The 25018-nt window shown below is 48.8% G+C and carries 20 protein-coding genes, 3 tRNA genes and 4 pseudogenes; 7 read left to right on the top strand and 20 right to left on the bottom strand.

Annotated features, from left to right (window positions below):
- Nucleotides 1-45: 45 nt before the first annotated feature.
- The 4 genes and pseudogenes from ovoA to IT774_RS07350 form a co-directional block, all read right to left on the bottom strand.
- Nucleotides 46-2141: pseudogene (gene ovoA / locus IT774_RS07365) on the bottom strand (5-histidylcysteine sulfoxide synthase).
- A 684-nt stretch (nt 2142-2825) separates the two neighbouring features.
- Nucleotides 2826-2917, bottom strand: a tRNA-Ser gene (locus IT774_RS07360).
- A 92-nt stretch (nt 2918-3009) separates the two neighbouring features.
- A tRNA-Ser gene (locus tag IT774_RS07355) sits at nt 3010-3101 on the bottom strand.
- A 92-nt stretch (nt 3102-3193) separates the two neighbouring features.
- Nucleotides 3194-3285, bottom strand: a tRNA-Ser gene (locus IT774_RS07350).
- Between the two features lie 251 nt (nt 3286-3536).
- Here IT774_RS07350 and IT774_RS07345 point away from each other — a divergent pair.
- From IT774_RS07345 to IT774_RS07325, 5 genes are read left to right on the top strand one after another with little or no spacing between them, the layout of a single operon-like run.
- Nucleotides 3537-4202, top strand: coding sequence for a Bax inhibitor-1/YccA family protein (locus IT774_RS07345; RefSeq protein WP_195812236.1), 666 nt, complete (start codon nt 3537-3539; stop codon nt 4200-4202).
- 48 nt (nt 4203-4250) lie between these two features.
- Complete coding sequence (tusD, locus tag IT774_RS07340) at nt 4251-4631, top strand: sulfurtransferase complex subunit TusD (RefSeq protein ID WP_195811988.1); 381 nt, start codon at nt 4251-4253, stop codon at nt 4629-4631.
- Nucleotides 4631-4978 carry a DsrE family protein gene (locus IT774_RS07335; RefSeq protein WP_195811987.1) on the top strand — a complete coding sequence of 116 codons (348 nt, stop codon included), beginning with the start codon at nt 4631-4633 and terminating at the stop codon, nt 4976-4978. The genes tusD and IT774_RS07335 overlap by 1 nt, the downstream gene beginning before the upstream one ends.
- Entirely contained in the window at nt 4978-5253 is a 276-nt protein-coding gene (locus IT774_RS07330) for a DsrH/TusB family sulfur metabolism protein (RefSeq protein ID WP_195811986.1), read from the top strand. Before IT774_RS07335 ends, IT774_RS07330 begins: the two co-directional genes overlap by 1 nt.
- Nucleotides 5250-5594 (top strand): TusE/DsrC/DsvC family sulfur relay protein, encoded by a 345-nt coding sequence (locus tag IT774_RS07325; protein ID WP_195811985.1) that lies wholly within the window; start codon nt 5250-5252, stop codon nt 5592-5594. Before IT774_RS07330 ends, IT774_RS07325 begins: the two co-directional genes overlap by 4 nt.
- Before the next feature lie 229 nt (nt 5595-5823).
- Here IT774_RS07325 and dps read toward each other — a convergent pair whose 3' ends face one another.
- Complete coding sequence (gene dps, locus IT774_RS07320) at nt 5824-6330, bottom strand: DNA starvation/stationary phase protection protein Dps (RefSeq protein ID WP_195811984.1); 507 nt, start codon at nt 6328-6330, stop codon at nt 5824-5826.
- A 536-nt stretch (nt 6331-6866) separates the two neighbouring features.
- Nucleotides 6867-7271 carry an ABZJ_00895 family protein gene (locus IT774_RS07315; RefSeq protein ID WP_195811983.1) on the bottom strand — a complete coding sequence of 135 codons (405 nt, stop codon included), beginning with the start codon at nt 7269-7271 and terminating at the stop codon, nt 6867-6869.
- Nucleotides 7272-7404: 133 nt separating this feature from the next.
- Here IT774_RS07315 and IT774_RS07310 point away from each other — a divergent pair.
- Nucleotides 7405-8354, top strand: a pseudogene (locus IT774_RS07310) (transposase).
- 608 nt (nt 8355-8962) lie between these two features.
- On the opposite strand, the gene serS reads toward IT774_RS07310, so the two are convergent.
- From serS to lrp, 7 genes and pseudogenes are all read right to left on the bottom strand, one after another.
- Entirely contained in the window at nt 8963-10258 is a 1296-nt protein-coding gene (serS, locus tag IT774_RS07305; RefSeq protein ID WP_195811982.1) for a serine--tRNA ligase, read from the bottom strand.
- A 10-nt stretch (nt 10259-10268) separates the two neighbouring features.
- The gene (gene crcB / locus IT774_RS07300) at nt 10269-10652 is read right to left on the bottom strand and encodes a fluoride efflux transporter CrcB (protein ID WP_195811981.1); all 384 of its coding nucleotides are present in this window, start codon (nt 10650-10652) and stop codon (nt 10269-10271) included.
- A gap of 3 nt (nt 10653-10655) precedes the next feature.
- Nucleotides 10656-11966 carry a replication-associated recombination protein A gene (locus tag IT774_RS07295; RefSeq protein WP_195811980.1) on the bottom strand — a complete coding sequence of 437 codons (1311 nt, stop codon included), beginning with the start codon at nt 11964-11966 and terminating at the stop codon, nt 10656-10658.
- Nucleotides 11966-12589 carry an outer membrane lipoprotein chaperone LolA gene (lolA, locus tag IT774_RS07290; protein ID WP_195811979.1) on the bottom strand — a complete coding sequence of 208 codons (624 nt, stop codon included), beginning with the start codon at nt 12587-12589 and terminating at the stop codon, nt 11966-11968. The genes IT774_RS07295 and lolA overlap by 1 nt, the downstream gene beginning before the upstream one ends.
- A 4-nt stretch (nt 12590-12593) precedes the next feature.
- Nucleotides 12594-12782, bottom strand: a pseudogene (locus tag IT774_RS18005) (DNA translocase FtsK); the annotation flags it as partial.
- 77 nt (nt 12783-12859) lie between these two features.
- Nucleotides 12860-15274, bottom strand: a pseudogene (locus IT774_RS07285) (DNA translocase FtsK 4TM domain-containing protein); the annotation flags it as partial.
- A gap of 180 nt (nt 15275-15454) precedes the next feature.
- Complete coding sequence (gene lrp, locus IT774_RS07280; protein WP_195811978.1) at nt 15455-15940, bottom strand: leucine-responsive transcriptional regulator Lrp; 486 nt, start codon at nt 15938-15940, stop codon at nt 15455-15457.
- A 124-nt stretch (nt 15941-16064) separates the two neighbouring features.
- Between lrp and ald the strand changes: the two genes are divergently transcribed.
- On the top strand, nt 16065-17195 hold the full coding sequence (gene ald, locus IT774_RS07275) for an alanine dehydrogenase (protein ID WP_195811977.1): 1131 nt from the start codon (nt 16065-16067) through the stop codon (nt 17193-17195).
- Nucleotides 17196-17285: 90 nt separating this feature from the next.
- Here the strand turns inward: ald and pyrF are convergent, their stop codons facing one another.
- The 7 genes from pyrF to cmk form a co-directional block, all read right to left on the bottom strand.
- The gene (gene pyrF, locus IT774_RS07270) at nt 17286-17990 is read right to left on the bottom strand and encodes an orotidine-5'-phosphate decarboxylase (RefSeq protein ID WP_195811976.1); all 705 of its coding nucleotides are present in this window, start codon (nt 17988-17990) and stop codon (nt 17286-17288) included.
- Nucleotide 17991: 1 nt separating this feature from the next.
- Nucleotides 17992-19161: a lipopolysaccharide assembly protein LapB gene (lapB, locus tag IT774_RS07265; RefSeq protein ID WP_195811975.1), complete on the bottom strand. Its 1170-nt coding sequence runs from the start codon at nt 19159-19161 to the stop codon at nt 17992-17994.
- Nucleotide 19162: 1 nt separating this feature from the next.
- Nucleotides 19163-19420: a LapA family protein gene (locus IT774_RS07260; protein WP_195811974.1), complete on the bottom strand. Its 258-nt coding sequence runs from the start codon at nt 19418-19420 to the stop codon at nt 19163-19165.
- A 68-nt stretch (nt 19421-19488) separates the two neighbouring features.
- Entirely contained in the window at nt 19489-21882 is a 2394-nt protein-coding gene (locus IT774_RS07255) for a PilZ domain-containing protein (protein WP_195811973.1), read from the bottom strand.
- 213 nt (nt 21883-22095) lie between these two features.
- Complete coding sequence (ihfB, locus tag IT774_RS07250) at nt 22096-22383, bottom strand: integration host factor subunit beta (protein ID WP_108568957.1); 288 nt, start codon at nt 22381-22383, stop codon at nt 22096-22098.
- Nucleotides 22384-22470: 87 nt separating this feature from the next.
- The gene (gene rpsA, locus IT774_RS07245; RefSeq protein WP_195811972.1) at nt 22471-24141 is read right to left on the bottom strand and encodes a 30S ribosomal protein S1; all 1671 of its coding nucleotides are present in this window, start codon (nt 24139-24141) and stop codon (nt 22471-22473) included.
- Nucleotides 24142-24253: 112 nt separating this feature from the next.
- Entirely contained in the window at nt 24254-24934 is a 681-nt protein-coding gene (gene cmk / locus IT774_RS07240) for a (d)CMP kinase (RefSeq protein WP_195811971.1), read from the bottom strand.
- Nucleotides 24935-25018 lie beyond the last annotated feature (84 nt).

Below are 25018 nucleotides of genomic sequence, written 5' to 3'. Positions count from 1 at the left end.
CCGTCGTATTTCAGCGAGCCGGTGTGGTGTCGGTGAATAAACAGATTATTTTACCCGTTCAAAAATATTGAATTCAGAAATACTGTGCTGAAATTTACGTTTTGTTTCACGAATCACAAATTCAATATCCTGGGGGCCACCGATGCGCTTACAATGCGTAAGGGTACTTTCCAATGCCGCGGTAGACGTAAGCGTCTCGCCGGTATTGTCTTTGTACCCCCCAACCATTCGTCCCGCTCGGTATATTCTTCAAGCCAGGTAAACGGTGATGCCACTACCAGAATCCCATTTACATTCAGTCGCTGCTGAATATCGGCCAGTAACTTACGAGGCGAATACACCCGGTCCAGTAAGTTGCCCAGAAAAATAAGATCGTAACCGGTGTACTGGGGCTTCAAATTACAGGCATCGCCCTGAGCAAAAGACACTTTATCTGCGAACGGTTCCAGCCCAAAGTCTTTCAGTTTGCGTGATTTGAAGGAGGTAAGCTCGCCTTCGTCTATCAGGGTGTAGCGCAGTTCTTTGCGTTCCTGCATGTCTGTAGCGGTTTTGATAAACCGGGCAGAAAAATCAATGCCATGAACTTCATCAAACTGGCGCGCCAGTTCAAACGAGGAGCGTCCTACCGCACAACCGAGATCCAGCGCTTTGCGCCGGGCACGGCCTTCGGTATAGCTCAGACAAAGTTCGGCTGACTGCCGGGCAAAATTGGGTACCCCAAAGAATTGTTCACCATAATGAAATTCGCTGTATTGCGACACCTGGGTGTCACTTTCATAATCAAAATCGTTCACGGCTATCTTCTTGTTAGATTGCACATACCGAAAGCCGGCATGCTGGAAAAAATGACGTCGAAACGCATAGCGGCTATCCCGGGTGGCTTCATTACCGGTGGAAATCCAGGAACCACCCTTTATCAGATTGTGCTTGTTATCAAATGTAGGCGTGGTGAAATCGTCATAGATTGGGTGAACTGCGAACCCTTCAAATGGATAGATAGGCGTTTCAGTCCATTGCCAGATATTTCCTGCCACATCAAAAAACTCCCCATGCTGATTCACACTCACCGGTTCAGACGAGGCGGCTTTTGCCAGATTGATATTCATATTCTCATAAAAGCGCATCTGATCCAGCCCGCTTTCATCGCGCAGCCGCTGCCATTCATTTTCGGTGGGTAAACGGATATCCTCGCCCGTGAGCGCCATTTTGAAATTACAAAACGCTTTGGCTTCGTGATAATTAACATCCACGGGCCAGCTCAGCGGTAACGGAATTTCTTTCACCATGGCCCGATAAACATAACCGTTATCGGTGGGCCGCCAGAACACCGGATGGCGGGCCTGGGTAAATTCACGCCACTGCCAGCCTTCGGCTTCCCAAAATTCTGAGCGGTGATAGCCCTGAGCATCAACAAACTGTAAAAATTCGGCATTACTGACCAGATAGCGGCTGGCTTTAAACTCTTCCACCTGCTCCTGCTGAAAACCATATTCGTTATCCCAGCCATACCAGGCAGAATCTGTGGTTTTATTATTTACCACCTCACCAGGTGCTACCGGCAGCACGGTGTTGTGCGGCGCTTCTGTGTGCTGCTCACTTGGTAACCAAGCCGCCTGAGGATCGATAAATTTAAGATCGAGCTGGCGAATAAGGACCGAGGAGGTTTCTAAATGAATCCGCTCATGTTCAATCCCCATCACCACCGGCCACATAGGACTGTGCCAGTTTATGGGCAGAGTGAAATCTAATTCACAAATTATTTTGCTGACTTTTTCCCGCACCGCCTGACGATACGCTTTCACCTCGGCCACATCAGGCCAGTCATAATGAGCATCATTCAAATCATCCCAGCTCATCTCGTCGACGCCAATGGCAAACAGCGACTCAAAATCAGGATTAATGCGCTCGTTAATTTGCTTAGCCAGCATTAACTTATTGATAAAGAAGGTGGCCGTATGCCCGTAATAGAAAATGAGAGGATGACGAAGGCTTTCCGGGCGCTGATAAAACGCCTCATCACTTTTTAAGTTAGCAAACAAACTTTCATAGGTATCAAAAGAGTTATGAAAATACGCCAGCACTTCTGCACGTTTCTGCTCAATCGTTCCGTCGTGCAGATTGGGGGTATGAATGACATCCATATTACTTCCTCTTAGATATACCGCGGGTTGCACTGCGCTCACTCAGGGTAATGACACCATGGCTGGATGATGAAAATAAACAGGTAGTGAGCAATATAGCAGGTGTGAACAACAATATTCTATGGTTTTGGCAGCACCGTCAGCTTGACGACGCGCGAAATAGACAGGCCTCTTAATACGTTTATACAATCCAGTTGAGATCATTGCAGTCCTTTAAACAATAGGGCTGCAGCGTATTTTAGAGGTATCGAAGAATGACAATATTTTAATGTGGATGTAAACATCACCGGCAGCGATTTCGGCAATATGACCCGAGGAAGGAATTTATGCCCATCTTATTCAGCTCTTGCACTTCGAGAAGCCTCACAGCTTAGCAAAACGGCTTTACTGGCATTTTTTCGCTATTAAAGTGACCACCACGAAGGGGGCTCACCCTTCCCGCTCAAAGTCTGACTTTTCTAAGGGCACAAAAAAACCCACCAGATGGTGGGTTTCTTCAAAATGGCGGAGAGGGAGGGATTCACTCGAGCCATCCATGGCTCTCGCCCTTCGTGTAGCCTGACGGCTTTGCAAAACGGCACTCCTGCCGTTTTGTCGAACCGCGGGTGTTCTCACCCTCCCAATCCACAATGTCACTTTTCTCGGCACATAAAAAAACCCACCAGATGGTGGGTTTCTTCAAAATGGCGGAGAGGGAGGGATTCGAACCCCCGGAAGGTTTGACCCTTCGCCTGATTTCAAGTCAGGTGCATTAAACCGAGCTCTGCCACCTCTCCATAAATTGTGTGCTAATCTGTAGCGATTAACGATTGTGAAACCTTTTCAGGAGCACAATCTGGATAGCGTCTTAACGTTATCCTTAAATAGCTGGCGGAGAGGGAGGGATTCGAACCCCCGGAAGGTTTGACCCTTCGCCTGATTTCAAGTCAGGTGCATTAAACCGAGCTCTGCCACCTCTCCACAAATTGTGTGTTAATCTATAATGATTAACGATTGCGATATCTTTTCAGAGACACAATCCGGATACCGTACTGACGTTACCCTGAAATAGTTGGCGGAGAGGGAGGGATTCGAACCCCCGGAAGGTTTGACCCTTCGCCTGATTTCAAGTCAGGTGCATTAAACCGAGCTCTGCCACCTCTCCGGCAAGTGAAGCGTATCTTAATGGAATTTCGCGTGCTGTAAAGAGTGAATCTGAAAAAAAGTTTTAAGTGGTGGTGATTTAGCCAATCTGAAAGACAATTATGCCCGATTGATTATTTTTCATCCCAGGAGCAAAATATTTCGTATAATATAACACGACAAATACTTGAATTTGGGAACCAAAACCCATACAAATGACTCAAATAAAAAACTTACTGTTTTTTGCTGTTTTAAATCCTGTTGGAGGGAATGATGGATAACCGTTCGATGTATGCTAATGCATCACAGCAGTCGGTGCTGGAAACAAACAAAGTCTTGCGTAACACTTATATGTTGCTGGCAATGACCCTGGCCTTTAGTGCGGCCTGCGCTGGTGTTGCTATGGCAGTGGGTGTAGGCCCTATCGCTTCACTGGTGATGATGATAGGTGCATTTGTCACTCTATTTGTAGTACATAAGAAAGCAGATTCTGCTTCTGGTATCTACTGGGTATTTGCTTTTACCGGTTTAATGGGTGGTTCGCTGGGTTACACGCTGGCCTATTACTTAAACTTCGGTGGTCCTGGTCTTATCATGCAGGCGCTGGGTGCTACCGCCCTGGTTTTCTTTGCATTGTCAGGCTATGCCCTTACCACTAAGAAAGATTTCTCCTTTTTAGGCGGCTTCTTAATGGTGGGTCTGGTAGTTGTGATTGTAGCCGGAATCGCGAATATTTTCTTTGCGGTACCAGCAGTGACTCTGGCGTTAAATGCGGCGATCGTGTTTATCATGTCCGGACTTATCCTGTTTGATACCAGCCGTATCATTAATGGCGGCGAAACCAACTATTTACGGGCGACGGTTGCCTTGTATCTGAACATCTATAACTTGTTCACGTCCATTCTGCATCTTTTGGGTGCGTTTGGTGGCGACGACTAAACTCAGTTAAAAGGAAAACACCCCGCCTGTCGGGGTGTTTTTATTTGTATGACAACCTATTCGATACTAATCACCCACCCCCCTTCAGATGTCACCCAAACCATTGCCGCGCAGCAGTTTTCTCAGCAGCTTTGTATGCAAGGACATTCACTTAACAATGTGTTTTTCTATGGCGAAGGTATTCATCATGCGAATGCGTTAAGTCGCGTGCCCAGTGACGAACATGCTGTGTATCAGCACTGGTGCGAGGTGCAGCGCACCACCAACTGTGAGTTGCTGGTGTGTATTACCGCGGCCGTCAAGCGCGGTGTTGTAAGTGCAGAGGAGGCCGAGGATAATATGTATAACTTACGCCCTCCTTTTGCCCAGGCTGGCCTAGGCGAATTTTTTAGTGCATTGCATGAATGTCAAAAAGTGGTGCAGTTCTGATGGCTCGTATTCTGGTTCGGTTCACGCAAAGCCCTTATCAGGGCAGCAAGGCCATCGACGGTGTCGATTTTGCCATGGCAGCCACCAATTATGGTCATCAGGTTTCTGCCCTGTTTGAAGGCAACGCCGTATGGATGTGGCAAGATGACCAACACCCCCCTGAAGGAGTAAAAAACCTGCGCAAAAAACTTAACGCACTGGCACTGTTTGAGGTGGAGCCATGTTATATCAGCCGCTCGGCTATGAGCCGGTTACAGGTTGATATACAAAGTGACCAATGTGTCGTCATCGATAGCCCCGGCATTGTGGCACTTTTGAAACAGGCTGATCATGTGGTGACCTTCTGATGCTCATAATGTTACGCAATAACACCATAGATACTGAGTTGCAGCAGCAGCTGGACGCCCTTCCCGCCACCGACGCAGTACTGCTGATGGGCGATGCGGTTTATCTTGCACATGGTGAGGGTTTACAAACTGCTGGGCATGTTTTTATTTACGGCCCCGATGCAGACGCAAGAGGCCTTAAATACGATAGCGACAAATCAGACTACGAGCTTGTTTCAGACCACGAGTTGGTAAATCTGAGTGAGCAATATTCTACCTGGATAAAATGGCAATGACTGAACAAGCATATTTTAACTGGCAGGGTCGTGACATTCCTTTGGATAAGAACGGCTATCTGCAAAATATTGATGACTGGCATGAAGACATGGTGCCTGCGCTGGCAACCCAAGAGAACATTACCCTGACAGACGATCACTGGCAGGTGATTCGCTTTGTTCGCCAGTTTTATCTGGATTATGACACCAGCCCGGCTATCCGGGCGTTGGTGAATGCCATGAAACACGCCTATGGCCCCGATAAAGGCAACAGCCGCTATTTGCAGAGACTGTTCCCGAAGGGCCCGGCAAAGCAGGCAACCCGATTAGCGGGCTTACCTAAACCGGTAAAATGCCTGTAAACCACACGCAGCGGTACGCCAGTTGCTGTAGGTTGCCGCTTAAACACCACCTGCCCAATGGTCTTGTTGCATCATAGTGTGCAACACAGGCGGCAAAATAAGCCGGATGGATACTGCATGGTGATAGGCTCTGGAATTGTGTGTAAATCAAATTATTAGAACAAAAATGCCCGACGATTAAGCCGGGCATTTTATTGTTAACGCTTTTAAGCTTTTCAGCAAACCTGTACTAGGTCTTCAGTTCGCCGGTTGACGACTCAAGGTGGGCGCGTACAAACCACTGGAATTGTTCCAGGTCAGCCAGCTGTCCGGTGATCATATCTTCAGAAACCGGGTCAATTTCACTCAATTTTCCAAGTGCCTCACGATGATCGCCGTTTACGCCGGTATAAACTTTATCCAGCGCCACAAGGTGATCTTTTACCAAGGCTTTACCCAGGTCATAGTCATCCCAGGTGCGAGTATCAACAATCGCTTTTGGAGTACCTTTTGGCACGCCGCCCAGCGTGGCGATACGCTCAGCCAACGTATCCGTCATACCGCGTACGGCTTCAACTTGCGGATCCAGCATTTCGTGGACCCCAATAAAATTCGGTCCTACCACATTCCAGTGAACGTGTTTCAGGGTTAACTGCAAATCAATCAGCGCAGTCAGTCTATGCTCAAGAATTTCAATGGTTTTCTTGGCCGCTTCATGGTTCATACCGGGAGCGGTAAATTCGATATTATTACTCATTCTTTCTCCTCTTTCATGAAAATTGACTGCTTAGTAATACTGCAAAACAGCGTGTAGCCAGATAGTAGCAATGCGTATGCCTTTTTTATTGATAACTCTGCAGGCGCATACAGGGCGGGCTATACAGCTGTGCTCCCTGCTCTATTCTGTCAGGTTTAAAGTTACATTGAACGCAAAACCTGCAAAAGTATTGTAATTTTTATGGTGTAGTGAAGCAGACTGTTTAATCTTTGTAAGGTGATACCAATTTGTCTGGGCAAACCCTAAAAATTGTTAATAAAACAGGGGACTAAACGGCGCGGGCTGATACATCAGGTGACCTATTGCTTGAGAAATGCCCCGCCCGGTTAATAGGTGCGCCAGAATAAATAGCAGCAATTGCCTTTATTTACGTGTTCGCCTGTGGGGGTCTTTTACAGGCAAGAAGCGTGACTTCCAACTTCTTATCATCAGGCGTGGATAAGAAGCTACATTCCTGAAAGTAGCAAAAAGGAACCCCATTTGCTTCCCAGCCCGCAAGGGACTACCACGGGGTATTAACCTGGCGCCCACTCCGGGTGTTTCTTCACTATACTTTTTTTAACGAAGTAACACGTTGCGACCAATAATAAAAGATGTACCGGAGCAACAATAAGCAAACCCAATAGAAGGTAGTAAAGCGACTTTTCTTGATTGAGAAGCGAATGAGCACCGAGCAAAAAGAATATCAGCACATCCGCCAGTAAAACAAGAAGTACCAGTTTCCACTTTCCTTTTCCTTGCACCACCCTGGCATTTGTTTCAGAGAACCTGTACATCCACCAAAAAGAAACCCCAAATAATAAAGGCGTATTTAAACTACCCGCATTATTAAGGCCTGCTAAGCTAACAAGGATTCCGGCGACCGCTAAACCAACAACGTAAGTTAAAGAAAACAACACGAAAAAACGAAGATAGGTCACTATTACTCCTTGAAAAGTTGACCCTGGGTCAGGACGAGCCCAGCTTGGACAGTCACTTACTATTCCCCGGTACAGTTGGGTTTGAACTAATTCGGGCACACTAAAAGTACGGTTCTCTTATGCTTAGAAATCCATGCCTAAACCACGTAAATCTCTTATCAACCTGGCAGATACCCCTTACTACCACTGCGTATCTCGCTGTGTGCGCAGAGCTTTTTTGTGCGGTGAAGATAAGCAAACAGGAAAAGTTTTGAGCATCGTCGCCAGTGGGTGGAAGACCGGTTATTATTTTTGGCTGAAGTCTTCTGCGTAGATGTCTGTGCCTATGCGGTAATGAGCAATCACACCCATGTGGTATTGCGCATCAACAAAGATAAAGCCGAGTCTCTGTCTGCGAAGGAGGTTATCAGGCGATGGCACAAGCTCTACAAAGGCATGCTGTTGGCGCAGACATATATCAATCCTGCTGAGTGTGATTCGCTGTCTGAGGCAGAAACTGAAACGGTGAAAAACCTTGCTGAAGTGTATCGCAGCCGATTGTTTGATATCAGCTGGTTTATGCGGCTGCTTAACGAGTATATTGCCAGGCAAGCGAATAAGGAAGACGACTGTACGGGACACTTCTGGGAAGGACGCTTTAAGTCTCAGGCACTAATGGATGAAGCATCACTTGCAGCCTGCATGGCGTATGTCGATTTAAATCCAGTGCGTGCCTGTTTAGCAAAATCACCAGAAGCATCTGCTCACACCAGTATACAAAAACGCATTCAGGCGGCGAAGTCCCGTCGACAACCCCGTACGCTGCTTTCCTTTACAGGTAACCTGGGAGAAAAATTGTCGGACGGATTGCCTTTTCGGATTGAGGATTACTTCGCACTCGTCGAACAAACCGGGCGTCACTTTCATCCCGGTAAACGTGGCAAGATAGAGGATGCCGCAGCTCCTATACTCGCCCGGATTGGACTGACTAATACCGATTGGACTACATTAGTCTGCGGAATTGAAACTGAATTTACGACCTCAGTAAGCATCGAAAAACTAATGTCTCACCGCAGAAAAAACCTGAAATACCATTCAGCTTAAACACGCTGAACCCGCCTCGAACCAGATCTTACAACCCAATATGTACCGTACAAAGCTGGGCGCCGTACTCTCGTATCCGGGCTTCTGATTTTAAGGCTATTTCCTTATACGAACCTCTTTTTAACCCGAACCCAAAAAATATATCGAGACATAATCACTAAATAATCGAGGACATTTAGCATCAGACAAGGGTTTACCGGGAATGCGAGAAGTGACTGTCCAATTGTTTCGAGAAGTGACTGTCCAATTGTTTAAGAAGTGACTGTCCAATTGTTTGATTGTTTAGTCGCAATTGTTTAGTCGGAGACCGAAAGTGTCAGCGTCTGGAGCTAGCACTTATAAGATTGCATGGGACCCATGCCCTAGGATTAAAGTGGTCAGAAAATATTATTGCTAAACCTGCTGATCTTATCTCTAGGTGAAAAACGCAACGGGTAACCTCACTACCGGGGAACGGTATTAACTCAGTAAACGCCCTGTTATTACTATATCTCACCCGCAAAATTTGGTCTGAAACCAAAAACGCCCGGCTAAATGCCAGGCGTTTCAAGCTTTCTGCATGGAGGACTGTCACAACGGCCACAGCAACTCAATATGCGTTACTCTATTTAGCTAGCCTGTATGTGGGTCATACCGCCCATATAACCAACCAGTGCCTCAGGCACTTTTACACTGCCATCCGCCTGCTGATAGTTTTCTAAAATTGCCACCAGCGTCCGGCCTACGGCCAGGCCCGAACCATTCAGGGTGTGCAGCAATTCTGGTTTTGCACCTTCGGCGCTGCGATAACGGGCCTGCATACGGCGGGCCTGGAAATCAAGCATGTTAGAACATGAAGAGATTTCGCGGTAGGTATTCTGGGCCGGTAACCACACTTCTAAATCGTAGGTCTTACATGCGCCAAAGCCCATGTCGCCGGTACACAGCAGCATTTTACGGTATGGTAATTCCAGCTTTTGCAGAATGATTTCTGCATGACCGGTCAGCTCTTCTAAAGCCTCAAAGCTATCCTCAGGCTTCACCAGTTGTACCAGCTCTACTTTTTCAAACTGATGCTGACGAATCAAGCCTCGGGTGTCCCGGCCATAGGATCCGGCTTCACTACGAAAACAGGGCGTGTGGGCAGTAAGCTTGAGCGGTAGCTGGCTGGCGCTGAAAATCTCATCCCGGCCAATATTGGTCAGCGGTACTTCGGCAGTAGGGATAAGAGACAGCCCCTGCCCTTCTTCGGTGGCTGGCTGAGTATGAAACAAGTCTTCACCAAATTTGGGCAGCTGACCGGTGCCATACAAGCTGTCATGATTAACCAGATACGGTACATACGTTTCCTGGTAGCCATGTTCTGCGGTATGAGTGTCAAGCATCAGCTGAGCCAGCGCCCGGTGCATGCGGGCAATCGCGCCGCGCATTACCACAAAACGGCTACCGGTCAGTTTGGCGGCAAGTTCAAAGTCAGCACCGCGATCCAGACCTTCAGCAATATCAACATGATCTTTTACATCAAAATCAAAAGTAGCAGGTGTGCCCCAGCGTGAAACTTCGACATTGTCATCTTCACTTGCCCCTATCGGCACACTTTCGTGAGGAAGATTAGGAATGCCCTGTGTCAGCTCAGTAACCTGCTGCTGAATGTTTGCAAATTCGGTTTTGGTGGCATCCAGCTCATCACCCAGCTTGCCCACTTCGGCCAGCAGCGGCTCAATATCTTCGCCTTGCGCTTTTGCCTTACCAATGGATTTACTTCGCACATTCCGTTCGTTTTGCAGTTCCTGCATTTTACTTTGCAGTGATTTACGCTGTTCTTCCAGTTGATTAAACGCGTCAACATCCAGCTTAAATCCACGGCTGTCCAGCCGTTGAGCTGTTGTTTCTATATCAGTTCGCAAAAACTTGGGATCTAACATGTGCTTATAATTATCCTTTGATTATGGTCATGGCCAACCCACCGGCCAGCAAACAAACGCTGACATTGAGTATGACATTCAATGCCGCTTTCATCCACAAGCCGCTTTGCAGCAGGGTCAGAGTGTCTATGGAAAAGGTTGAAAATGTAGTGAGTGCGCCCAGTAGTCCCACCGCAAGAAAGGCACGATACGGAGCTTCGGCCAGCTCTTGTCGCTCTATTAAGCCGTACACCAGCGCCAGGCAAAACGAACCCAGAACATTCACCGCAAGTGTACCAAATGGCAGGCTTTTTCCAAACCAGGAATCAATTTGACTGGTCAAAAAATAACGCAGGCAGGCACCCAGCGCGCCACCAGCGGCAATGTAGCTGTATAAAACCACCGTGGTCGACATGCGTTAGCGTTTCCGGGGAGCCTGATTGTTCAGAGTATCCAGATACTCACGTTTGGCTTTAAGCTGTTTTTCCAGGCCTCGCTCAACCGGCTCATACAGCCTTTCGTGTTGTAATTCAGGCGGCAGGTACACCTCGCCGGCGGCAAAGGCATGGGCTTCATCATGGGCATAGCGGTAGCCTTCGCCATGACCCAGCTCTTTCATAAGTTTGGTCGGCGCATTGCGCAAGTGGGCAGGAACCGGATAATCAGGCGCTTCCCGGGCTAGTTTTTTGGCCGCACTAAAGGCTTTGTAAACCGCATTACTTTTTGCCGCCAGGGCGCAGTATACGCTGGCCTGGGCAATGGCGCGTTCGCCTTCTGCCGGACCAACCCGGTGATAGGTGTCCCAGGCGTTCAAAGACAACTGCAAGGCTCTAGGATCGGCATTGCCAATATCTTCTGAGGCAATGGCCAGCAATCGCCGCGCCACATACAGTGCATCGCCGCCGCCATTTAAAATACGGGCGTACCAGTACAGCGCGGCATCAGGATCTGAGCCACGCACTGACTTATGAAAAGCAGAGATAAGATCGTAAAAGGCATCTCCCTGCTTGTCATACGCCGCTACTTTTTCGCCCACAGCCTGTTCAATATCCGCCAGCGAAATGGTGGTGTCACTGGTAAAGTCCGCGGCCAGCTCCAGATAGGTAAGCAGGCGGCGGGCATCGCCTCCGCACAGACCGATAAGCGCACGCCGGGCATCATCTGCAATGGCTAAGTTACGCTGGCCCAGGCCTTTTTCAGAATCAGATAAGGCACGTTCTAACAGTGCCTGTAAATCCTCTTCCACCAACCCTTTAAGTACATACACCCGGGCCCGGGATAACAATGCCTTGTTCAGTTCAAAAGACGGATTTTCAGTGGTGGCGCCCACGAAGGTGACGGTGCCGGATTCTACGTAGGGTAAAAACGCATCCTGCTGACTTTTGTTAAACCTGTGCACTTCATCCACAAACAACAGCGTACGCTGATTATAGCGCACATCTTCCTGGGCTTTTTCCATCGCCGCCCGCACTTCTTTAACCCCGGAGGTCACCGCCGATAAGCGAATTACATTAGCCTGGGTATAGCTGGCAATAAGCTCCGCCAGCGTGGTTTTACCGGTGCCCGGCGGGCCCCACAAAATCATCGAGTGACAATGCCCGGCTTCCAGCATCTTGCGCAGGGGTTTATCCTGGCCTACTAGGTGGCTTTGTCCGGCGTATTCATCCAGTGTTGCCGGGCGCATCTTTGCCGCCAGCGGCGCAAAAGGTTCATCGTCTTTAAATAGCATTAACGCTGATCATCTATCGTGTAGGTGTCATCAATGGTGACCTCAAAATCAGACAACTGCGGCGTAAATTGGGTCTCGATATCAGTAAAGCTTAACTTACTGGTCTGTTCCTGGGCATCTTTCATACTCAGGCCGGTGAGGCTTTGTTCATCGAATCTGAGTTCGAGCTGCTGAATCTGGCTGTCACTGGTCTGCGGCGTCACCATAAAGGTGTCTTCAGCCGGTTGAGATATACGAAACTGCTGCCATTTTGCTTCATCGGTGCTGGTCAGCAAGATGATCGGGTTATTCTGAATCGCCTGATTTTGCTTAACAATTGTGACCTGCTCAACAAAAGTATCGACATTCCATACCGACTGACCGTCTGCAATCAGCAGGGTGTCATCGGGTGCCTGGGTCTGCCAGCGTAATTTGTCCGGACGCACCATCACCAGCTGCCCACTGGCCTGATGAATGACTTCGCCCTGAGCATCGGTTACCTGTTGGTTAAAATCGGCACGATATTGCTGCATTTGATTAAGGCGTTGCTGTAAAGCCTGTTTGGCCTGTTCCTCTGCCAATGCAGAAAAAACCGTCGTACTTAACGCACCAGCAAGCACGATTCGGGATAAAAAACGAAACATAGTATTAATCCTTAGGCGGGGGCGGCGCCATTACTTCCCGGTTACCATTATGGCCCGGTGGACTTACGACACCGCTATTTTCCATTTGTTCGACCAGGCGTGCAGCGCGATTGTAACCAATGCGGAATTTTCGCTGTACACCCGATACGCTGGCGCGCCGACTTTCGGTTACAAATGCCACGGCTTCATCATAAAATTCATCAACTTCCTGATCCGCACCCTCTGGCTGTTCACCCGGTAGCAAGACTTCGGCTGACGCTTCGCCATTGAGAATTTCATCAATGTATTCCGGCTTGCCGCGCTTCTGCCAGTCGGCTACCACCGCATGCACTTCGTGATCGTCCACAAACGCACCATGCACCCGTGTCGGCACCGGGCTACCCGGGGGCAGATACAACATATCCCCCATCCCCAGCAGCGCTTCTGCGCCCTGCTGGTCCAGGATGGTACGCGAGTCGATTTTGCTGGAGACCTGAAAACCGATCCGCGTGGGAATATTGGCTTTGATCAAACCGGTAATAACATCCACCGACGGACGTTGGGTGGCAAGGACCAGATGTATACCTGCTGCCCTGGCTTTTTGTGCAATGCGGGCAATCAGTTCTTCCACTTTTTTGCCCACAATCATCATCATGTCGGCAAATTCATCGACCACCACCACAATCGCGGGAAGCTTTTCGAGATCCGGCGGTGTGGTATCCATACTTTCTTCGGCCCGCCACAGGGGATCCTTAATGGGTTCGCCATTGGCCATAGCCTGGGTAACCTTGGCGTTATACCCTTTCAGATTACGCACCCCAAGGGCAGACATCAGCTTGTACCGGCGCTCCATCTCGCCTACGCACCAACGCAGCGCATTGGCGGCTTCTTTCATGTCGGTCACCACTTCCGCCAGCAAATGCGGAATGCCTTCGTAGACCGACAATTCGAGCATTTTGGGGTCGATCATGATCATACGTACATCTTCAGGGGTCGACTTGTACAGCAGGCTCAAAATCATCACATTGACCCCCACCGACTTACCCGAGCCAGTGGTACCGGCCACCAATACATGGGGCATTTTGGCCAAATCCACCACCACTGGTTTACCGCTGATATCTGAGCCCAGTACCATGGTGAGCGCAGATGGATTGCTTTGGAAGGTTTCACAACTGATCACTTCGCTCAGGCGCACCATCTCCCGTGTTTTGTTAGGTAACTCCAGTCCAATGACGGATTTACCCGGAATAACCTCTACCACCCGCACCGAAATGGCCGACATGGCCCGGGCCAGATCCTTAGATAAGCCGGTAATCTTGCTGACCTTCACCCCAGGGCCAGATCAAGCTCAAAGCGGGTGATCACCGGGCCGGGGTACACCCCGACCACCGTGGCTTCAATATTAAAATCTGCCAGTTTTTCTTCAACCAGCCGCGAGACCGCGTCCAGCTCTTCCTGGGTGATGGGGTTTTCATGCTTATCCGGACGCTCCAGCAAATCAAAGGATGGCATCGGGGTAAGCTCTGCGGTCTCGGGGCTAGCTGCAGATTCGCTGCCCTGCCCTGCCGATGTTGAACCCCCGGTGGCTGCAGGCGCAGAAGCAGAAGGAGTAGAAGGTCCGGAAGAAGACTCAGAAGACGTGGCCGCTGCCGGTTCGGCTTTGTTTCTGGTGTCTTTCATCTTATCTTTAAGCGATGACATTGAAAAACGCGACTTTTCGGAACGCGCTTCAGGCTCGGCAATAGTTTGCGATTCTGGTTCGCTATGACTGTCTGTGTCGGGGTAGTCTGTCGCTTCGGTCGCTGCTGCTGACGCCTGATGCGTATTGTTCTGAGTCTGGGATTGGTTTCGTGCCCCGTTATCTGCCCCGGCTGCAGGCGCTGCCCGGTTTTGTTCAAAAGGCGGTGTTTCATCATCAAATTCAAAAACCTCATCGGGGATACCGAAAGTCGGTTCTTCGCGCATTTTGGACGGATTCGCTGGTGCTGGTTTGGCGCTGGCAGAAGATTGTGCCGGGGGCTCGGCCCGCATGCTGGTGATATCCAGCTCATCACTATCAGCGTGGTCGTCTTTTTTGCCTAATGATGGCAGCGCCAGACGTGGCATCTGGATATCCAGTAACTGGGTTGGTGCATCGATGAGCTTTCGTCCTGACCATAACACCAGATGACCAGTACTATCGATAATCGTAAGCCAGCTGATGCCGGTCATCAAAGTAAAACCGGTGCAAAAAAAGCACAACAGTAACAATACCGTACCGGGAACATTGAAATACGGTATGAGTGCTGAACTGATGACATCACCCACAAAGCCGCCGGCAGAAAAGTTAAACAAATCGTTGAAGTTAACACTGGCGATGCCTGAAATGCCCAGGCATATAAGCAGTGCGCCAATAATGCGCAAGCCTATGGTAAGGTAGTCAAATTCCTGGATGTGTTTAACATGCTGGAATAAGAACCAGCCCAGAAACGCACTGCAAAATGGCAGCAGATACGCCAGAAAACCAAAACTGAATAACAGTAAATCAGCAATCCAGGCACCCGTGGCCCCCACCCAATTATGGATGTCTAATTGCAAACCCGCCTGACTCCAGCCGGGATCACCCGGATGAAACGAGGCCAGGGCCAGTAATAAATAAAATGCAAATACGCAGGCAATGATCATACCTGCTTCCAGCAATCGCTGAATTCCGGAAAGTCGCGCCATATCCCTCAAATCTTATCAACCGTTCAGGTGCAGCTACGCACGTTAAAACATCAGCATCCATGACCTCAAGGGCACGTGTGGCACCATTGAGACTGGCTACGGTTCAAATATATTTTGGCAAAGACTAACACAAAGTTAAACTTCGCACCTATTATAAAGCTGTACAAAAACACAGATTTGCTATTTCAGGTTAATTCTCAGACGACTGGTGCTTTTCACCTCTTCCATTACCACATAAGTGCGCGACTCACTAACACCGGGCAAACGCAATAATGTATCGCCTAATAATTTTCGGTAACTGGACATATCAGCTACCCGGGTCTTTAAAAGAAAATCAAAGTCGCCGGAAACCAGATGACACTCCTGAATATCTTCATGCTGCTGTACCGCCGCAGAAAATTCGGCAAAGATATCTACTGATGTTTTACTCAGGGTTATTTCTACAAACACCAGCATCGCTGCCCCGAGTTTGATGGGGTCGACCGTAGCATGGTACCCGGTAATATAGCCTTGCGTTTCCAACCGCCGAACCCGCTCCAGACAAGGGCTCGCACTCAGGCCCACAGCCTTTGCCAGTTCGACGTTAGAGATACGTCCGTCTCGTTGCAGAACCGTCAGGATATTGCGGTCAATACGATCGAGATCTTTGGGTGTTTTTACCAGCACAGCAAATCCTGTCAAATATATTATATACAGTATAATACACTGACAGAACGATGTTTTCAGCACATACTTCGCTTTTATTCCCAGTATACTGCGCGCACATAAACCGATAATTATGAGGCTAGCTATGCTGATAGGTGTACCGAAGGAAATTAAGAATCATGAATACCGGGTAGGACTTACTCCTGCTGCGGTAAAAGAATTTGTTACCCATGGCCACCAGGTGTTGGTTGAAACTGTTGCCGGCGATGCAATTGGTTTTACCGATGAAATGTATCAGGCGGCGGGCGCATCGATTGCAGACTCTGCCGAACAGGTTTTTGCCGAAGCAGAGATGATTGTGAAGGTGAAAGAGCCACAGCCAAACGAATGCAAAATGCTACGCAAGGGCCAGACCCTGTATACCTATTTGCACCTTGCTCCCGATCCTGAGCAGACCCGCCTGCTGGTTGAATCTGGTGCCACCTGTATTGCCTATGAAACCGTGACTGATAGCCATGGTGGTTTGCCTCTGCTTGCGCCTATGAGTGAAGTAGCTGGGCGGATGTCGGTACAAGCTGGTGCGCATTATCTGCAAAAAGCCCATGGCGGTTCAGGCACCTTATTAGGTGGTGTTCCGGGCGTGGCACCGGGCAAGGTACTGGTTATCGGCGGCGGTGTAGTAGGCACCAACGCAGCCAAAATGGCATTAGGCCTAGGCGCTGATGTAACCATTTTAGATCGTTCGTTGCCGCGCCTGCGCCAGCTGGATGATATTTTTGCGGGCCGGGTGAAAACCGTTTTTTCTACTGTAGATGCCATTGAGCATTATTCGTCTCATGCTGATTTGGTTGTTGGCGCGGTACTCATTCCGGGGGCTGCGGCACCTAAGTTGCTTAACCGCGAACAGATTGCGGCGATGAAGCCAGGTTCTGTGCTGGTAGATGTTGCGATTGACCAGGGCGGCTGTTTTGAGACCTCAAAGGCCACCACTCATCAGGATCCGGTTTATACCATCGACCATGTGGTGCACTACTGTGTTGCCAATATGCCTGGCGGTGTGGCTCGCACCTCGACCATGGCATTAAACAACGCTACCTTGCCCTTTGGTCTGGCGCTGGCCAATAAAGGCCCTGTAAAAGCCATGCTGGAGGATGCGCACCTGCGTGCGGGTCTTAATACCCACGAAGGTAAGGTGACGTACAAAGCGGTAGTCGATGCGTTAGGCGAACAGCTGAACCTGACCTATGTGCCTGCAGAAGAAGCGCTACGGGGTTAATCTGACGCCGGTCGCAATTGTATAGAAACAGTAAAAAGCCCTGAAATTTCAGGGCTTTTTTTGTTCTGTGTTCCACTTCAAACTGGCGGCTCAGGTTATCAGGCTATGGTTGATGTCTTTGAGCACCTGCAAGGGGTCCAGCGCCTGGGTAACAGGACGGCCCATAACCAGATAGCTCACGCCGCTTTGCATTGCCTGGGTTGGGGTCATGATCCGCTTCTGGTCTCCGGCATCGCTGCCCGCCGGGCGGATACCCGGCGTGACCAGCAAAAAGCTCTCATCCACACAGCCGCGCAGCATGGTTGCTTCCTGAGCCGAACATACCACGCCATCCAGGCCGGCTGCCTGGGTCAGCAATGCCAGCTTTTTAACCTGGTCATTGGTGCTGATGCCGCCCGCGACCTGATCAAGTTGCGCCTGATCCATACTGGTGAGCACCGTTACGGCAATTAGCCGGGTTTGTGGATGCGCGCTGTCGGCAATGGCCTGTCGAGCGGCTTCCATCATGGGCTGACCCCCACTGGCATGCACATTCACCATCCATACCCCTAACTCGGCGGCAGCCTTACAGGCTTTGGCTACCGTATTGGGGATATCATGAAATTTTAAATCCAGAAAAACATCGAAGTGCTTTTGAACTAAGGTACGCACAAATTCGGGGCCGAACAAGGTGAACATTTCCTTGCCCACTTTCAACCGACAAAGCGCCGGATCAAGCTGCTCTACGAAGGCCAGGGCCTGCTCTTTACTGGCATAATCCAGTGCCACAATAACTTTTGGATCTTCAGTGTGCACGTTACTCTCCGTCCAGACCTTTAATGGGTTTTACAACATTCCATTTTTTACATGAGGGACACAACCAGTAAAGTTTGCGTCCGGAAAATCCGCAGCTGACACAACGATATTTCGGGCGTTGTGCGATCTGATTTTCAACCAGCTCTTTAAGCAGTCGCAAGCTGTCTGCCGACGCTTCATCCTGGACCTGGTCAATATAAAGCCCCATCAGAGTTTTAAAACCCTTCATGGTAGGCCGCTTACGCAACTGTTCTAACAGATAATCTGCCGCCGGGCCAATTTCACCCTTCCTGACCAGTACATCAACCATGGCCAGATACGACGTTGCGCATTCCTGCCAATGCGACTCTAACTCCTCGGCAAACCGGGTCCATTCTCCGGTTTCTTCGGCCACCACTTCTAACTTAGGCACCGCTTCGCTAAACCAGCTGATATCCCGCTCAGCGACCTGCAGCAGATATTCAATCGCGTCGTCATAACGCTGCTGCTGTAAGGCGATATCACCGAGCATAAGCCAGGGGCGTACCGCCCGTTCATCGGCATTAACCGCTTTTTGCAATAGTCCTAGCGCTTGCTTTTGCTCATCAGCGCGCTGTTCAAGTAACGCCTGTTCGCAATAAAAATGGGCCAGTCGCTCGCTCACATCATCATTGTCACCATGACAATCCACCATTCGCTCAGCCAGCTCTATGGCCCGATGCCATTCTTTGGTGGTTTGATAAATATTAAACAGTTGCTGACGAGCTACTACATAGTGTTTGTCACTATTAAGCAATTGCAGAAAGGCGTTTTCAGCGCGCTCTAAAAAGCCGGCTTGAACATAATCCATGCCCAGCTCTTTAAGCGCATTTTCTCGCTGGGTAGGCTGAATTTCTTCCCGGGAAACCAGGTTCTGATGCACCCGTATGGCTCGGTCTATCTCGCCGCGGTGGCGGAAAAAATTGCCCATGGCAATATGGGTTTCCACGGTATCACTGTTCAGGTTGATCATTTTGATCAGCGTATCAACTGCCTTATCGGGTTGATCCGACAGCAAAAAGTTTAAGCCCCGAAAATAATGCTTGGAAAGAATACTGGATTGTTCACGCTGCGCCTGACGCACGCTATTACGGCCCATAATCCAACCGTATCCAGCAGCAACAGGAAGTAAGAGAAACAGCAGCTCTAGCATGTTAGTGTTCTTTCAGGGCTTTCTTCAAACGGCTGCGGGTCGTGGTAAGCTGAAGTCGCAAACTCAGCCAGCTGGTAAGCATAATCAGAAAGCCAATTATTACACCTATTGTCAGGGCCACCGCAATTAAGGTTGAAATTCGCAACTGTGCCTGCGCTATCAAATAATTTACCGAAATAACCGACTCGTTTTGTGAACCAACCGCAAAGGCTAAGACCAGCAAAACCACAATAATTAAAAGTGAAAAAATTCCTTTCAACGCCTGACCCTTGATTACCTAAAGTGCTATTGAGCATAGCAAATTGCGGGCGGTGTTGATATCAAATGTTAGTAAAAAAGCGTAACAATGTAGGGATCACGAGGTCTTTTTGGTTTCACGGTGTACCCCCTGATTTGCTGCTGACTTGCCCGGGGGGTTCTTGCTGCAGAGGCCAGCGGCCGTAACCGGCCGGTGATAATGGCGGTTTGTAACACCGACTCATTGGTGAGATATATAACATGGGTATAAGCGCTTTGCATATTGAGCAGCCGCTCATACAAGGCCTTGTCGACTTTCGACAATAGCGCGAGACGCTTTTTGATTAAGGGCGAGGCATTTTCAGAGCACCGCTGTACTTCAATTCGGGTAGCACATAATTCAACCTTCTCTTCGTCCAAATGCCGAATCAACTGCTGGCGTATGGCTTTATACCGATAATCATCATAATTGACATACACCAGTTTGTTATCGGTTTTTCGAAGACAGTGAATCACCGTTGATTGCATCACCTGCGCTTTGAGCAAATTCAGTAACAACGTGGACTTGGGTTTATCCTGACCCTGGTCAGCAAAAAAGCCGTGCAGCGGCGCGATATTGTCTTCCTGTGAAAACGGATACAAGTCCTGAGAGCTTTCATGCAGATACAGGGTTTTAATTCGATCAAGCAAAAATCGATTTGCCACACACAGTAACGAGGCCGATGGATGCTCCCTCACTGCCATTTCCCAGATAAAACGATGCCGGTTGCGGCTCATTTTGGCAGCATCACGGGGCCGGAAATAAGACGGGTTTTCCTCAACCAGTTGCGCAAACGCCGTCGGCGCTTTTTCTGCCACTTTCAGACGGGCGATATGGCGCTTCTTACAATAGCTAACCACCTGGTATTTTTCATTTTTGATTTTAAGATCGCCCACAGTAATCTTCAAAACGCCCTGTAAGGGTCCATCCTCGGGCTGTGCCAACCTGACCCGGATCCCTTTTAGCGACACATCCAGTACCTGCGCATTGACAGAGCGCAGTAACCCTCGCCTGATACTGGCCGTTTTTTCAATTTCATAACGGGCTTCCTGCCGCCGGTCCAGGGTATCGTCGATCACCACCTGGATATCCCAGGTATCCGTATCGGGTTGCAATGATTGATGAATCGGCCCCATCTGACATGCTTCGGGTAATCCTAACGGCCCGATACGGTCACTTATGTCGGTAAAAAACAGCAGATGGGAACAACGGTTAAACTCTTCATGCTGATTAATGGCGATATCATGGGTGGCATAAGCAATACGTCTGGTTTCGCTGTCGGCCGCCACCCAACGACAATGATAACACTGAAACTTACCGTGTTTGGTGAGCAGGTACATGATCGGAATGAATAAATTGGATGCCAGCAGCTGACGATGAGTGGCGTTGATGCTGATTTTTCCGCGACGGGTTTCCACCGTTCCGCACAACAAAAATGCTTCATTGAAGGTACTCAGCTCCTCCGTGAGGGCGGCAAAATTATGTTTGCCTGAAAAAGCCGCCAGCGCAGAAAATCCCTTATTACGCTGTTGATTTGTTTTGGTAAACAAAGCGGCTTTGGGCACCAGGGTGCCCTGCTTGTCGTTGATTTGCAGTGTCACCCACGGACTATTGGCAACGATCCGATCCCGTTCCAGATCCTGCATCGCCCGCTCCAATTCCAGCTCCCTTTTCAGGGGCTGTTGGTAAGCATTACTTTCAATGTACTTTTGAATCTGAGCCCGGGTTTTGTCATCGATTTTGTCATCCACACAAAAGTGACTTTCATATTTGTCGGTGTCTTTATTGAACACCATCTTATCGAGTCGGTAGCCTACCCCGGTGTCTTTGTTTTGTGGGAAAACTTCTGGCAAGGCAAACTGGTAAAGCTCACCAACCTGGGCTTTGGGCGGTCGCTTGGTTTCAACCACCATACTGTTATGACCCAACGCCGGTACCGTGCAGCTGCGCCCTTTATCAAATTCAGGACAAGCCACCGGAAAATTCGGTGCAATGGCAATATCATCACCAAACTGAATATCGTTTTGAGACTGGGCCTCTATGGTGAAGGCATCCACAATTTTCCGGTATTGCTCTTTTTTAATCTGAGCCTGATAAAAGTCTGAATTGGTGAGAGACTCAAAGACCCCTACCGTATAGCGGTTCTGGTATAAGGAAGATTCGGTTTTAAGGATATTAGCGCCAACCTTATCCAGGCGCATATCAATACCAAAATGCTTGAACTTGAAAACCGGAAATTGAGCAAATGCTGAGTTGTCTGCCGGGGCATCAGTCAGCGAGGTAAGTCTGATAACCTCATCCTTGATGGTTTTTCGAACCGTACCGGGGAGGCGACCAGAAAAGCGGTTAAGGCCTTCCAGTAAGCGATTTTCCTGCTCGTAGGGAATTAACGCTCTGATCAGCGCCTGATACTGCTTAATTGTTTTTGCTTCTTCGCCAGCCATGGCCATCGTTATAATTATTATTATCAACCGATAATATATAACTATTTAAAATTGCTGGTCAACTAATCACCGGCTATAAACGAAAAATAATACTACAAAAGTAGTAGATGCATTGAGGGTGGGATAAGTGAGAACATGGATAGGTTATGAAGAGAAAGTAAACTCTGGCAGAAATAAAAAAGCCGCAGTGAATACGGCGGCTTTTTGAAGCAATTATGCGATAGAAGCGTCAACCCGCTCCCGCAATTCTTTACCAGGCTTAAAGTGAGGAACGTATTTACCTTCTAACTCGACCGTTTCGCCGGTTTTTGGGTTACGTCCTGTTCTTGGCGCCCGATAGTGGAGAGAAAAGCTACCAAATCCCCGAATCTCAATACGCTCACCTTTTTGAAGGGTTTGCGCCATTTGCTCGAGCAGCTCTTTAATCGCCAGTTCTAAATCTTTTGCGGGAAGATGACGATATTGATCTGCAAGACGCTCAATCAGTTCCGACTTGGTCATAGAAACCTCTTTGTCAAAAATAAATTCCAATCAGCTACTGCAAATCAAGTATACGCCAGATTTTCCAATCTGGCGCACTTTACCGGATTATTCGCCTTTAGCAGCTTTAAATGCTTCTGCCATTGCGCTTCCGAAGCCACCGTCGTCAGTTTGGTTAACTTTTTCGATTGCGTCTTTCTCGTCAGCCTGGTCTTTTGCTTTAACAGACAGGTTAACAGCGCGATTCTTACGATCTACGCCCATGAATTTCGCTTCGATTGATTCACCAACATTAACAACTTCTGAAGCATCTTCTACACGGTCACGTGCAAGGTCAGCAACACGGATGTAGCCGTCAACTTCTTCAGCCAGGTTCACTGTAACGCCTTTGGCATCAACAGCAGTAACTGTACCAACAACGATAGCACCTTTCTTGTTGTCTGTCAGATACTTATTGAACGGGTCTTCTTCGATTTGCTTCACGCCAAGAGAGATACGCTCACGCTCTGGGTCGACTTGCAGTACCACTGCAGAGATCTCGTCGCCCTTCTTATAATCACGTACCGCTTCTTCGCCAGACTTGTTCCAGCTGATGTCAGACAAGTGAACCAGACCGTCGATGCCGCCATCAAGACCGATAAAGATACCAAAGTCAGTGATTGACTTGATCTTACCAGTAACCTTGTCACCTTTTTCGTGTGACTTAGCAAACGTTTCCCAAGGGTTGTCGATGCACTGCTTAAGACCCAGAGAAATACGACGACGTTCTTCGTCAATTTCAAGAACCATAACTTCAACAGTGTCACCCAGGTTAACAACCTTAGACGGGTGAATGTTTTTGTTAGTCCAATCCATTTCAGAAACGTGTACCAGACCTTCAACACCGTCTTCGATTTCAACGAAGCAGCCGTAGTCAGTCAGGTTAGTTACCTGGCCAGAAATCTTAGTGCCTTCTGGGTAACGTTGTGAAATGTCCTGCCATGGATCGTTGCCCATCTGCTTCATACCAAGAGATACACGTTGCTTCTCTTTGTCGAACTTCAGAACTTTCACATTAATTTCATCGCCAACATTCACGATTTCGCTTGGGTGCTTAACACGCTTCCAGGCCATATCAGTGATGTGTAGCAGGCCGTCAACACCGCCCAGATCTACGAACGCGCCGTAGTCAGTCAGGTTCTTAACGATACCTTTGATTTCATGACCTTCTTCAAGGTTAGCCAGCAACGACTCTCGCTCGGCACTGTTTTCAGCTTCGATAACAGCACGACGAGATACCACTACGTTGTTACGCTTTGCATCCAGCTTGATTACTTTAAACTCAAGCTCTTTGCCTTCAAGGTGGGTAGTGTCACGAACCGGACGAACGTCAACCAGAGAGCCTGGCAGGAACGCACGTACACTGTTAACTTCAACAGTGAAACCGCCTTTAACTTTACCGTTGATAACACCGGTGATAGTTTCTTTGTCGTCGTAAGCTTTTTCAAGCTCAACCCACGCTTCGTGGCGCTTGGCTTTTTCACGAGAAAGAATGGTTTCACCAAAGCCGTCTTCTACTGCATCAAGTGCAACATCAACAGTATCGCCAATTTCAATTTCTAGCTCGCCTTCAGCGTTTTTAAATTGGTCTGCTGGGATAGCACTTTCTGATTTTAAGCCTGCGTCTACCAGTACGATATCTTTATCGATAGAAACAACAGTACCTTTTACGATAGAACCCGGACGGGTTTCAAGTTCTTGTAGGCTTTCTTCAAAAAGTTGTGCAAAATTTTCAGTCATAAGGTCTTTTTAATAAATACAGTTGAAATCCACATTACAATCCGGCTAACGTGGGGTTATTAGCATATGCCGTTACATCCTGTTACGGCTAACTGCGATGGGGCTATACGGCTCACACATCGTTGAGGCGAGAGGAGATAACTTCCATTGCTTTGTCAAAGACTTGGTCAATATTCAAGTCGGTCGAATCAATCACTTCCGCATCTTCTGCCGGTACCAGTGGGGCAACGCTACGATTGGTATCGCGCTCATCCCGTGCTTTGATATCGGTTAAAAGGCGCGCAATGTTAACATCCATCCCTTTGGCTTTCAACTGCTCATAACGACGTTGCGCCCGTGCTTCGGCGCTGGCCGTAAGAAACAGCTTAACGGTGGCCCCTGGAAATACCACGGTGCCCATATCGCGACCGTCTGCCACCAGGCCCGGTTCATGTTGAAATGCGCGCTGACGGCGTAACAAAGCTTCGCGCACCCGGGGTAGCGCCGCCACTTTAGAGGCGACCGCCCCAACCTGTTCAGTGCGAATGTCATCAGTGACATCTTCGCCTTCTAAAATAATGCGAATGACATCACCATCGGTTTCAAAACAGACATCAAGTCCAGTGGCTAAAGGCACAATAGACTCTTCATCATCAACCGGAAGATCATGATGCAATGTGGCCACGGCCAGCACGCGGTAAATCGCGCCACTGTCCAGAAAGTGCCATCCTAGCTTCTTTGCAAGAAGACTACTAAGGGTCCCCTTACCAGCGCCGCTGGGGCCGTCAACCGTGACTACGGGAATCGGATGCATACCTGCTCCAGTTATTAACAAAAGGTTAAAAAATCGGGCGCAATTATACGCACTCCGGGCGGTTGTGCAATGGCTCGCCCGGCG

The sequence above is a fragment of the Salinimonas marina genome (genome assembly GCF_015644725.1).
GTDB lineage: Bacteria > Pseudomonadota > Gammaproteobacteria > Enterobacterales > Alteromonadaceae > Alteromonas.
The sequence above is the reverse complement of the archived record's forward strand: the minus strand, read 5'-3'. Positions and strand labels throughout refer to the sequence as shown.